The sequence below is a fragment of the Aerosakkonema sp. BLCC-F183 genome (assembly GCF_041929145.1).
GTDB lineage: Bacteria > Cyanobacteriota > Cyanobacteriia > Cyanobacteriales > Aerosakkonemataceae > Aerosakkonema.
Window position 1 is genome coordinate 94,658 of record NZ_JBHFNU010000024.1, and the last position, 12,538, is coordinate 107,195.

At 44.6% G+C, this 12,538-nt stretch carries 8 protein-coding genes; 2 read left to right on the plus strand and 6 right to left on the minus strand.

Annotated features, from left to right (window positions below):
- Positions 1–19 precede the first annotated feature (19 nt).
- On the minus strand, positions 20–961 hold the full coding sequence (locus tag ACE1CD_RS07005) for a GNAT family N-acetyltransferase (protein WP_374822701.1): 942 nt from the start codon (positions 959–961) through the stop codon (positions 20–22).
- A gap of 828 nt (positions 962–1,789) precedes the next feature.
- Positions 1,790–2,944, minus strand: coding sequence for a DUF3419 family protein (locus tag ACE1CD_RS07010; protein WP_374822703.1), 1,155 nt, complete (start codon positions 2,942–2,944; stop codon positions 1,790–1,792).
- 57 nt (positions 2,945–3,001) lie between these two features.
- Between ACE1CD_RS07010 and ACE1CD_RS07015 the strand changes: the two genes are divergently transcribed.
- Positions 3,002–4,294 (plus strand): FGGY-family carbohydrate kinase, encoded by a 1,293-nt coding sequence (locus ACE1CD_RS07015; RefSeq protein ID WP_374822706.1) that lies wholly within the window; start codon positions 3,002–3,004, stop codon positions 4,292–4,294.
- 386 nt (positions 4,295–4,680) lie between these two features.
- Here ACE1CD_RS07015 and ACE1CD_RS07020 read toward each other — a convergent pair whose 3' ends face one another.
- From ACE1CD_RS07020 to pcrA, 3 genes are all read right to left on the minus strand, one after another.
- Entirely contained in the window at positions 4,681–4,905 is a 225-nt protein-coding gene (locus tag ACE1CD_RS07020) for a DUF4327 family protein (protein WP_190474410.1), read from the minus strand.
- A gap of 133 nt (positions 4,906–5,038) precedes the next feature.
- A complete protein-coding gene (locus ACE1CD_RS07025; RefSeq protein WP_374822709.1) occupies positions 5,039–6,637 on the minus strand; it encodes an alkaline phosphatase D family protein in 1,599 nt (532 codons plus the stop codon).
- A 104-nt stretch (positions 6,638–6,741) separates the two neighbouring features.
- Positions 6,742–9,102 carry a DNA helicase PcrA gene (pcrA, locus tag ACE1CD_RS07030; protein ID WP_374795337.1) on the minus strand — a complete coding sequence of 787 codons (2,361 nt, stop codon included), beginning with the start codon at positions 9,100–9,102 and terminating at the stop codon, positions 6,742–6,744.
- Positions 9,103–9,215: 113 nt separating this feature from the next.
- On the opposite strand from pcrA, the gene ACE1CD_RS07035 reads away from it, so the two are divergent.
- Positions 9,216–9,947, plus strand: a complete 732-nt coding sequence (locus tag ACE1CD_RS07035; RefSeq protein ID WP_374822712.1) for an SIMPL domain-containing protein — start codon at positions 9,216–9,218, stop codon at positions 9,945–9,947.
- Here ACE1CD_RS07035 and ACE1CD_RS07040 read toward each other — a convergent pair.
- Entirely contained in the window at positions 9,944–11,716 is a 1,773-nt protein-coding gene (locus tag ACE1CD_RS07040) for an ATP-binding protein (protein WP_374822714.1), read from the minus strand. The genes ACE1CD_RS07035 and ACE1CD_RS07040 overlap by 4 nt on opposite strands.
- Between the last annotated feature and the right edge of the window lie 822 nt (positions 11,717–12,538).

Here is a 12,538-nt window from a genome sequence, read left to right on the forward strand (position 1 = left end):
ATCCTACGATTAAATAAGACTAAATTAACTGTTTGGCAAAGAGGGTATAGCCACGAATAGTTTGAGCGTAACGGCGGCTCAAATTGCGGGAAGGATTGGCATCGTGCATCAAAGCGTGAATAGCTCGACTATAACCTAATTGATGTGCGATCGCCTGACATTTGGCAACTAATAAATTACCCAATCCAGCATAGATGCGTTTGGGTAAAATGGCAACGGTTTTGATAATAATTGTGTTAATATTTTCTCCCCGTTGTGCTTGCAACCAGTCGGGTATGGCAAACAAAAACCCAACCGCATTGCCATCGTGTTCTGCTATCAGTATCAACTCAGATTTTAAATAAGGTAATAGGGGACGGTACTGGGCGGTAAATTCGTCTTCCTTAAGGGGTGTGTAAAGAAAGTTACCTTGAAAGCTGGCGATCGCTACCGTATAAATGCGGTGTAGTTCCTCTTCGATACGCTGCAAATTCAGCGATCGAATTTGCACGCCGGCATCCTCCAAACGCGCAGCTACTTTCTTTAAACGCGGCTCTACATAACTTAAATTAGTATTCAAAGCCGATGTATAGTGAGCCAGCGTTGTAAAACCTCGGTCTAAAAAATGACAATGCCAATCATCGGGATGATCGGGTTCTAAAAAGAAAGTCGGTTGTTCGCCTCGTTCTGTTAATAGTCGATAGCTTTGCCACGTATTGCCATCAATCGGAGCAACTGCCATTGTGCAACCAAACGCGGCTAATTGTTCGCAGGCGTGTTGCAGAATTCGATCTGCTGCTGCTGCATCTTCAACTGTATAATGACCGATTAAGCCTAAGTGATGGTTAGGGTAAGGTGGAGTATTTTGCCACCAGAGAGAACAACGTCCTACTATATTGTTATCATTTCTAATTAAAACTAAATTGGCATCAGCGGTTTCTGGTAATTTGCTCTTATTAATTAAGAACTTTTCATTGCTCATTTGTTTTTTTCTCAATCAAAAATTTGGCTACTAACTTAAGCTGGGAGGAACCTCACCCCCCCAGCCCCCCTCTCCGCCTGCGGAGAGGGGGGAGAAATGCACTCAACTCCGCAGGCGGGGTGACAACTATGGCTGAAAGCTTGACAGTTGTTTTTCAACTCACTCACATCTGAAAAAATGCTGACGGGGTGACAACTATGGCTGAAAGCTTGACAGTTGTTTTTCAACTCACTCACATCTCTTCAAAATTAGCCCCTAAATCTTGCGATCAACAACGAATACATGAGGCTTGTAGCTACTCTTACTTGATAATAGTATCAATAAAGCCCTGACGGGGTGACAACTATGGCTGAAAGCTTGACAGTTGTTTTTCAACTCACTCACATCTCTTCAAAATTAGCCCCTAAATCTTGCGGTCAACAACGAATACATGAGGCTTGTAGCTACACTTACTTAATAATAGTATCAATAAAGCCCTGACGGGGTGACAACTATGGCTGAAAGCTTGACAGTTGCTTTTCAACTCACTCACATCTCTTCAAAATTAGCCCATAAATCTTGCGGTCAACAACGAATACATGAGGCTTGTAACTACACTTACTTAATAATAGTGTCAATAAAGCCCAAAAATGGGTGCATTTTTTGGCAAAGGTGACGTGGTACAAAAGATACTGTACAAAGGTTTCAGCGATACTTGTCACCCCGTCAGTTCTTTTCCCCTAGAGCCCCTCTTGCCTTTGCTCCCCTCCCCGTAGACGGGGAGGGGTTGGGGGTGGGGTTTGACGCTGCTACAGTATAGTAAACACCGAAGATCCTCACCGATTAGCACTAAATAATTTCTTCTACGATCAAATTTCTATAGAAGAAAACCTTATCTTTTTGATATAATTCGTCAGCCAAACTGGACAACGATCGCAAGCAGTCAGCCATCGATTCGGGGCGACGACGTTCTACTAACCGATTCCAATATACCAATCTTCCCTTGCGCCGTCCAACTCGCATTATTTGTCTCAGCAAATGGTGGTAGTTATCCAAGGACATAAACTCAAAAATATTACTCAAATTAAAGCGATCGATAACATCTTTATCCCCATTACCTAAAAAATCTTCAATAGCAGTACATCGCCACTCCAAACGGTCAAGGTTAGTACGAATTGAATCGAAATTTTCCGGACGCAAAGCGTAGGGAAGTACGTGGAAATGCTGCCCGAATATCATCCAGTGTAAATAGGGATTTTCCGCCGGATTGAGGGTTATTAAAGCATGGCGGGTGCGTGCTAAGAGATGCTCTGCTAAACTAATGTTAGCATACTTCAAAAAACTAGGGTCTGTTCCCAATCGTCCCAGCACAAACTGGGAGAAGAAAACTCGAAATAAAAGCTGCCATCGCCAATTATTCCAACGATTTTCGTAAAAGATATGTCGTTGTTCGGGGGTATCTAGTTTAAGCAAGTTGACGATATCATCTCGATTGTGAATCAGGGGTAGAATGTAGCGACGAAACATCGCCAAATAGCGCTCAAATTTTCCAGATGCGCCGATACCAGAAGCGATCGCACTCAGACGATCGTCCCAAAACTCGCCCACGTTTGGCGATAGATGCGATCGACAGCGACGGTAGAGTTCGATTCTGAGTTGAGAAATCTGCGGGTGATGAGTTGTAGAAAAAGGAATATAATCTTCTGCTTCCTCTAATTCATTCCTTGACCCCATCAACACCAACAATTCTGGATGAGTTAATTCGCGATAAGCTGCTACGCGCAATTCCAAACAGGCAATTTGTGCTGGACTCAAATCGACAGCAATTACTCTTTTTGGACGGCGACTCAGCATCGCCAGTGTGTTGTCTCCACCAGATGCGATCGACAAACAAACAGAATCTGCTTGGATATCGAGTGCGGATAGCAGAATATCCGCATCTTCCCAACATTGGGCGTAACGGATTTCAGAAAAATTTGCAGCAAGCGCAATTTCACTAGGCATTGGTAATTAGTATAACAGTCAAATTGTATCATAGTTACAGAAATCTCTTGGGCAGTTATGGAACTTTACCTGGGCATCGATTTTGGTACATCTGGCGCACGCGCAATCGCAATCAATCGAGAAGGAATTATCCAATCTGAAACGCAATATGCTTTTGATGAATCGCAGGCGGGGACGCCTGCGCCACAAGATAACTTAGCGCCATCAGATAATTTAGCAAAGATTTGGCAGCAAGCTTTATTCTTTCTCATTCAAGAGATTCCGTCACAAGTGCGATCGCAAATCAAAGCTATTTCCATCAACGGCACTTCTTCCACTGTGTTGCTATGCGATGCTGCTGGAAATCCAATCGATGAACCGATTTTGTATAACGATGCGCGGGGTGTGGAAGTGATGGATAAACTCAAAGAAATTGCACCGCAAAACCATACAGTAATCAGCGCAACTTCCTCACTGGCAAAACTGTTGTGGTGGACTCAGCAACCTGCGTTTGCAAATGCGAAATATTTTCTGCATCAAGCAGATTGGTTGGCATTCCTCCTACATAGAAGATTGGGAATAACAGACTATCACAATGCTTTGAAACTCGGTTACGATGTCGAGCAACTTTGTTATCCCAAATGGCTAGAAAATCAGGGAATATCGATTCAATTACCGTCAGTTATCGCGCCGGGAACTCCTATTTGTGAAGTAACAACTGAAATAGCTAATAATTTGGGTTTAAAACGAGATTGCGTAGTTTGTGCGGGGACAACTGATAGTATCGCGGCATTTCTCGCCAGCGGTGCGACATCTCCCGGTGAAGCTAGTACATCTTTAGGTTCTACTTTAGTAATCAAGCTGTTGAGTAGCACTCGCGTAGATGATGCAAAATATGGAATTTACAGTCACAGATTGGGAAATTTATGGTTAGTTGGCGGTGCTTCTAACACTGGAGGCGCGGTGTTGCGGCAATTTTTTAGCGATACTGAATTAGAAAATCTCAGTCGCGAGATAGATGCAGAAAAAGAGAGTTTACTTGATTATTATCCTTTATTGAAAGCAGGCGATCGCTTCCCCATTAACGACCCCAACTTGCCGCCAAGACTCGAACCGCGTCCCGAAAATCCAGTCGAATTTCTGCACGGTTTATTAGAAAGTATCGCCCGCATTGAAGCACGCGGCTATCAGTTATTGCAACAATTTGGTGCAACTCCTTTAACTCGCGTTTACACTGCTGGTGGCGGTGCAAAAAATCCGACTTGGACAAAAATTCGCCACCGTTACTTACAAGTACCTATCTTACCGCCAGTAAACACAGCCGCAGCTTACGGTACAGCACTATTGGCGATGCGGGGTGTTTCAAATTGATGATGAAAACCTCTCTCTTATCTGCGTTCATCTGCGTTTATCTGTCTTAATCTGCGGTAAAAATTTAACCCTCAATTCCAACAGACAATTTTTCGCATCACTCATGTACTCCGGACAAGACCTGAAAAACCGGGTTTCTTTACGAAAAATCTAGGCTTTCAGGTTTAGCTATTGGCAAGAAACCCGGTTTTTAGCTTAGGTGCAAGATCTGAGTCTATGTTACAAGTAGGTGCGATAGTGGGTTACAGCACGGGAACTTAATTATCGATCGAAAGTGTTGAACCGATGGCCCGTGCCTAACCCACCCTACGATTAAATAAGTTCTTATTATTACCACAACAACAGGAGAGCCAAGTTTTTCTCCCTAAAAGCGAACAGAAACGATATTAATCGTCGTTCCATTTTTCGCAACCCACCAAATCGCAAATGCGATCCCTTAGCAAAAAGCCTCTATCCTCTAACTCGAACTCAACGCATTGCCATTCACCCGGTCTAATGTACTGACAAAGCGCATAGATAGGTTGCTGACGGCTAACAAGTCCTTTGTGTACGAGTTCGCGAGCTTCGTCTTTAATAACGTCTATCGAGTAATGAACGCTAGAAGTAATCATTGCTTTACTCCACCCAGTTTTTTGCTAAATAGAAATTTCGATTATGTTTCTATGATCGTCTTTTCTGGAGAAGTTAACTCAGCCCATCTCAAAAAAGATAAAAAAAGTAAAATATTGAAATCTACCGCAAACATCAGTCAGACTCTGGCTGCAATTCGACGCTGTAAACGGTTTTCCCTTCTACGTCGATAAAAGCAACGGTCATTCTTTGCGTACCGCTGTCTATTTTCACAGTGCCGAAAAATAGCAATCCCTCTAAAGGAGGAAGATTTTGTTTCATCCCGACTGGGGCGCTTTCGTATTTCACTTGGGGGCCAAAGGTGTTGTCAATCGCTTGCGGCCCATAAGTGCCGCCGTGCAGTGGCCCCGCAGCAAACTCCCAGAACGGTTTGAAGTCAGCAAATTGAGCTTTTGATGGGTCGTAATAGCTGGCTACACAATAATGCAAATCTGATGTGAGCCAAACTATATTTTTGATATGATTTTGTTTGATAAAACGCAACAAGTCGGCAATTTCTAATTCGCGTCCCAATGCGGGGCCATCACCATTGGCGAAGTTTTCAAAAGCGGTTTTACCGTCGCGAACGATAATGCCAATTGGCATATCGCTAGCTATTACTTTCCAGGTGGCTTTGGAGGCGAGTAATTGATTTTTTAGCCAACGTACTTGTGTACTACCCAAAAATGCTGCTTCTGCACTGGCTACCTGTTGGCGATTGGCTGTATTTGGCCCCCGATAACTGCGTTCGTCGAGCATAAAAATGTCCAAGTGCGAGCCATAATTAAAAGAGCGGTAAATTCGTTCTGGATCGTTGGGATCGAAGCGAATTGGCATATATTCAAAAAATGCTCTTTTCGCCCTTGCAGATAAGAGATTGCAGCTTTTCACCAGTTGATAGCGATCGTCCTCATTAAGCATCTGCCCAGGATACCAGTTGTTGCGGGTTTCGTGGTCATCCCACTGCACCAACAACGGCACTTGTGCGTTGAAGCGGCGCACGTTTTCGTCTAATAAGTTATAGACGTAATTGCCGCGAAACTCGGCTAAAGTTTCCGCAACTTTTGACTTTTCTGCTGTGGTGATATTTTTCCAGATTTTGCCGTTATCTAGTTTTACTTCTGATAGGATAGGGTTATCGCTGTAGACGTTATCGCCGCAGTGAATAAAAAAGTCTGGATTCAGCTTTCTGATAGTTTCATATATTTTGATACCGCCCCAATCTGGATTTATACCCCAACCTTGACCGACGCTGCAACCAGACCAAGCGAAAAAGATATCGCGATTACCTGTTGTTGGGGTGCGAAAAGTACCGGGAACGGCGGCGCTGTAGGTGTTTGGATAAGCTAAATCTTCAAATAAAACGCGATAGAATATTTGTTGATTTGTGGGTAAATCGGCAAGGTAAAGTTGCGCTGTGTAATCGGTGTTTTCCAAAGCAGCCGATCCGACAATTCTTTGCGCGTTGCGGAAAGATTCGTTGGTGGAATATTCGACTATCATGCGTGCGGGTCGATCGCATTTACTCCAAATCACGGCGCTGTTACCGCTGATATCGCCGCTAGCGACACCGTAGGGGATTTGGGGACGCATCTTTTCCGATGTGACGATACCGGACGCTTGTGCTAATCCGGATTTGGAAAGTGTGTTGGCGGCGACGATTCCGCCAGCTGTAAGTGCTGTATTTAGCAGGAATTGGCGGCGAGTTAACTGCTGTGAAGGTTTGCTTTGCACGATCGCGTTTTCCCCAGAACGCTGTTTTGTTTTGACTTTTGACTTTTGACTTTTGACTTTTGACTTTTGACTTTTGACTTTTGACTTTTGACTTTTGACTTTTGCTATACTTTTTGCAGTTTGGCTATTCTCGGATCGACTATTTTTCGCCCAACGCCAGGAAAATGAACGGCGACAGTCATTTTTTCTCCGGAACCTAAAATATGGGTGATTTGACCGATACCGAAGGATTTGTGAAGGATGCGATCGCCTACTTTCCAATCTTGCACCTGAGTTGCAGAAGTGCGATCGCTTTCTTCCGCAATCTTCTGTCGCTGGAATCTTCTCCCTGCAACCGTACCGCCGCTGCGAATCGTCGCTCCGACTTTACCACTTAATAACTCAACGGGCAATTCTTCCAAAAATTGCGATTCGATCGCGGGTGCGCGATCGCCCCACAAGCGCCGTTCTTGTGCGTGACTCAGATACAATCTCTCTTGGGCGCGAGTGATGCCAACATAACACAAACGGCGCTCTTCTTCCAGTGCTGCCGGATCGTCCAAACTGCGGGTGTGCGGCAACAATCCCTGTTCCAATCCTACCAGAAATACGACGGGAAATTCTAACCCTTTCGCCGAGTGCAGCGTCATCAAAGAAACTGCTTTTTGTCCTTCTTTCAGATTATCTAAATCTGATGCTAAAGTAGCATTTGCTAAGAAGCTTTCCAAATTGGCATCCTGATTTTCTTCTTCAAATTGCAGCACAGCGTTAAACAATTCAAACACGTTTTGCAATCTGTCCTGCGCTTCATCAGTGCCTTGCTTTTTCAAATCGTCAATATAACCGGAATCTTCCATAATTCCCTGCACGATTTGGGATGCCGTCTGTACTTCCATTTGCTGCTGCCATTTCTGGATTAGCTGCACAAAACTGTTAATTTGTTTGGCTGCACGTCCAGCTAATGTACTTACCGATGTTTCGTCGCTGATAATTTCCCACAAAGGCACACCTAATTGCTGTGCGGCATTGAGTAGCGCGTCTATTGTGGTTTTGCCAATACCGCGTCGGGGTGTGTTAATTACGCGCACCAAACTAACTGTATCGGCTGGGTTGACAATTAATCGTAAATATGCAATTGCGTCTTTGATTTCTTTGCGATCGTAAAACCGCAAACCGCCAACCATCGTATAGGGAATCCCCCAGCGCAGCAAGGCATCTTCAAACGGTCGAGATTGGGCATTTGTGCGATAAAGAACCGCAAAACTACCCAAGTTTAATTCATCGTGCTGGCGTTCCAGTTGGCGAATTTGCTGCACGGTAAACTCAGCTTCGTCGAGTTCGTCCTCAGCGCGATGAAGGTAAATCGGTTCTCCATGTCCGCGTGTAGGACGCAAAATTTTATCGATGCGTTGGGTGTTATTTTCAATTAGCTGATTCGCCGCTTGCAGGATGTTTTCCCTAGAGCGATAATTTTCTTCCAGCTTCACCATTGTGCGGGTTTCTTCATCTGCCAAACCGTCGCCAAAGTCTTCTTGAAATTCCAACAAAATCCGGAAGTCTGCCATGCGGAACGAGTAAATCGCTTGGTCAACATCGCCAACGACGAACACAGAACGATTTTGCCAATTATTGAACTTTTTGGGGTTTTCGCCGTTAGTTACCAAGAGACGAATCAAGTCGTATTGGGTGCGATTGGTATCCTGATATTCATCGACTAGAATATGTTGAAATCTGCGATGCCAGTAACCCAAGACTGTCTCGTTTTGTTCAAACAGATGGACGGGAACTGAGATGAGGTCATCAAAATCGAGGCCGTTATTTTCGGCGAGTTTATCTTGGTAGATGCTGTAAACTTGGGCTATTATTCTACCGCGAAAGTTCGGCTGCTCTCGCTCGTATTCTTGGGGCGATAAGCCTTGGTTTTTGGCGTTGCTGATGGCGTAGCGAACCGAGTTCGGATCGAATTTCTTATCGTCTAGGTTTAGCTGTTTGACGACAATTTCTTTAATCAAACTTTTGACATCCGATTCGTCAAAGATAGAAAAGTTGCGATTCCACTTGCGTCCTTTTTCGTCTTGGTATTTTTCGATATCGTATCTGAGAATGCGAGCGCAAAGGCTGTGGAAAGTGCCAACCCACAAGGGTTTGATGTAAGTTTTGTAAACTTGCGATCGCAATCGCGTCTGTTCTTCTCCCGAAAGCGACTCAAACGACTTTCCAGTCTCTCTTTCAGCTATCTGTGCGGCGAATAACTTTTCAATCCGTTCTTTCATCTCCCGCGCCGCCTTATTGGTAAAAGTGACAGCCAAGATATTTTCCGGATCGACTTTGTGTTTTAGGATGAGATTGGCAACTCGATATGTCAGCGCTCGCGTTTTGCCGGAACCAGCCCCAGCCACAACAAGCAATGGGCCGCAAAAATGTTCGACGGTGCGACGTTGGGAGGGGTTGAGATGGCTGAGAAAGTCGGTGGTTGTTGTGGTCATAGGTAGAAAGTCAAAAGTCACTCATTCAAAAGTCAAAAGTCAATCTGTACTAAAAAATGATGGGATTAATTACTCTACATTTAAGATTAGGTTTATTGCGTATCAACAAAATTATGCCTCAAATGTTGCAGTTGCGTTCTCAGTTTAATATGTGGAGCTATTTTATAGCTTTATCTTTAGCTTTGGGTATGGTTATCGACCCAGTTTTGGCGCAAGAGCAACCAAAACCGAGAATTCTCACCGTAACGGGTCGGGGAATGGTAACAATCCCTACAACAGTAACTCAGGTAAGCCTGGGTGTTGAGGTGCAGGGGAAAACCGCAGGTGAAGTACAACAGGAGTTGGCGAGACGATCGTCTGCCATTGTAGCGCTATTGCGATCGCGCAATGTCGAAAATCTACAAACCACCAGCATAACCCTCAATCCCACCTATAGCTCCGATCGCGACGGTGTGCAACGCTTCACCGGATACATAGGCAGCAATATTGTCAGCTTTCGCATCAACACGGAATTATCGGGTAAACTACTCGATGAAGCAGTGCAAGCAGGAGCGACTCGCATTAACGAGATTAATTTTGTCGCCGCCGATGATGCCATTGCAGCTGCTCGACAGCAAGCTATCCGCAACGCTATTCAGGATGGTCAAAAGCAAGCAGAAGCAGCTTTGGGTGCTTTGAATTTCACGCGCCGGGATGTTATCAATATTCAGATCGACTCAGACAGATTTTTCTCGCCACCAGTCAATGCCGATTTTGCAGCACGTTCAGCTAATATTGCCGTCACCCCAGTCATAGGAGGAGAGCGACAGGTACAAGCTTTTGTAACTCTGCAAATTACTTATTAACTGGCTAAGTTGGCGGTGCAAGAAGCTGGCAAACTTTCATCAATAATACCCACCGGTAAGCAAACAGTGAAAGTAGAACCGTGTCCGACCTTACTTTCTACAAAAACTTCACCACCCATCATTTGACAGAAGTGGCGACAAATTGCCAACCCCAGTCCAGTACCGCCATACTTTTTCGTAGTCGAGGCGTCTGCTTGGGTGAAGGCTTGAAATAAGCGTTGCTGTTGTTCGTAAGATATGCCAATACCTGTGTCTTGCACCTGAAAGCAAATCCACTCAGAAGATTTGGGATCTTTATAATTATGCGATTTGCGGGTAACTGTCAGCTTTACTTTACCGTGTACCGTAAATTTGGCAGCGTTGCTTAGCAGATTGAACAATATCTGCTGCACTTTTGTTTGGTCGGCGTACATGATGCCCAGGTTTTCGTCGCAATTAATCTCCAAAACGTTGACATTTTTTTGCACCAACGGCTTAACTGTAGTGACAACGTTATTAATCATATTCTCGATCGCAAATGTCTCCGGGTAGAGAGTCATTTTTCCCGCTTCAATCTTCGACAAGTCGAGGATGTCGTTAATCAATGCCAGCAAATGTTTGCCGGCGGAGTTGATTGATTGGAGATCGCTGACAAATTCTGCATCGCCTAAATTGAGTTCCTGGGCGTCTTCTTTGAGCAGTTGGCTTAAGCCTACGATCGCATTTAACGGTGTCCGCAACTCGTGACTCATATTGGCAATAAACTGGCTTTTAGCTTTGTTAGAAGTTTCCGCTAATTCTTTAGCTAGTTCCAGTTCTTTGGTGCGATCGGCTACCCGTTCGATCAAATGATTGAAAGAAATTGCTAATGAGCCGATTTCATCTTTTGTTGTCACGGGAACTCGCAGATCGAAATTAGACTCTCTCGCCACTTGCTCGGCTACTTCTGTTACACTGACGACCGGTTTGGCGATCGCACGACTGCTACGGTATGCCACAATTGAGGCGATCGCTACCGATAGCAGCATACTCAGGATAATAATCTGTTTTTGCAGTTGTTGTGCATCCTCTATTGCGATTTCCCCTTGTCGTTCGCGATCGCGAGCGCTTTGCAGGATGTTTGTCAATTCCCCGCCCAGGCGTTCCCAGCCGATCGCTTCTGACCCTACCACCGTCTTTTCTAGCTGCTTGTGTAGCGATTTAACCGCCTCTGGCGATAATGGCAAGCGATCGAGCTGCTGCAAAATTGGCTCGGTAGTTTGTGTGTAGGATTCTAACTTTGTTCCGTAAGCCTGCAATAAAGCCTTCATCTTCGCGGGATCTGCTGCTGACCGAGCCGGATTGCTTTCTAGATAGCGTGCAATTTTATCCCGCAGTTTCTTGCTTTGGGCCATAGCCTCGCGAAAGCGGGTTTTTTCGGTTTGCAATCGTCCTAAATCCGACTCCAATACACTAGCTAATCGCGAAGTCTGCAATTGTGCCTTTACTGTCGCCTCCTTGAATTCACTCAAAAGTTGCGATTGCGCCTGAGCATCAGCTAGCTGCTTTACTTCTTTTCCTTGGTAATAGTCTGCCATTACCAGTCCGCTAAATGAGCCAAAAAAGGCAATTGCGATCGCTAAAAAATACCCCTGACCGATTTTTTGCTGGAAGCGCCAGTCACTCGCTTTTCGTTTCCAACGGGAGATAAATTCCGGTTTTAACAACTTGCTAGAGACCCGCTCGGTTAAAACTTTTTCGCTTTCTGTATTTTTGTCAGAAGCGGTTAAATTTTCAAGTTGCGCGACCATAAATTCCTTGTCCTCCCGCGAAAAGAGATATCTCACTCTTGTAAATCGAACTACCTCAACTGCCAATTTAAACTCAGCATTAGTATTTTAATATCACAATACCTAGATAAGTATCCAATTGCTTTAGAATTATTCCCAATCCTCCTCCGGAGTGATTTTTGCCTAACAGCACCAGTCCACTCAAACTGAGATCCCCTCAAAAGTCTATGCTCAGGGTCGGAGTTCTGGAAAAACGTAATTTTATATATTGCCTCTTTATCAATAAGGCTAAAGGAATCGGCTAGAACTTCTCAGCTATGTAGGCTTCTAGCTAAGGGCAGATGTATGAAAGCCAGTTCCCGATATGGTGCAATATACTGAGGTAATTAGTATTAAAGCTAACAAAAGGAGGAGTATGGGTTTAGATTTAGGGACAATGCCTACGGCACGCTTCGCGAACGCCCTGCCGTGGTCTAAATATAAACACAGATTATATTTCTTTTGTCAACCTCTTTTACTGTACTGGCGCTTTAGGGGCTAGGGGAAGAAGGTCGTCGAATCAAGGGTTTCAGGAATTAAGAATGTCCTAACCGCCAAGGGGTTTGCTATATATATAGGTTATCTGTGGGGGAGGGCGAAGCATTCGGATAGTTAGATCTCGGTTGAATTTCATCAGCTGTCGCCCGAATGCTTCGCCCCTACAGAATTTCGCTGCAATATATCATCTCACATTTACCAACAACATCAATAAGACGGACTGTAGAGACGTTTCATGAAACGTTTCTACTCAATGGCGAGTATTTTTAACTCTCCGATGAGTAGAAATGACTCAACGACGAGTAT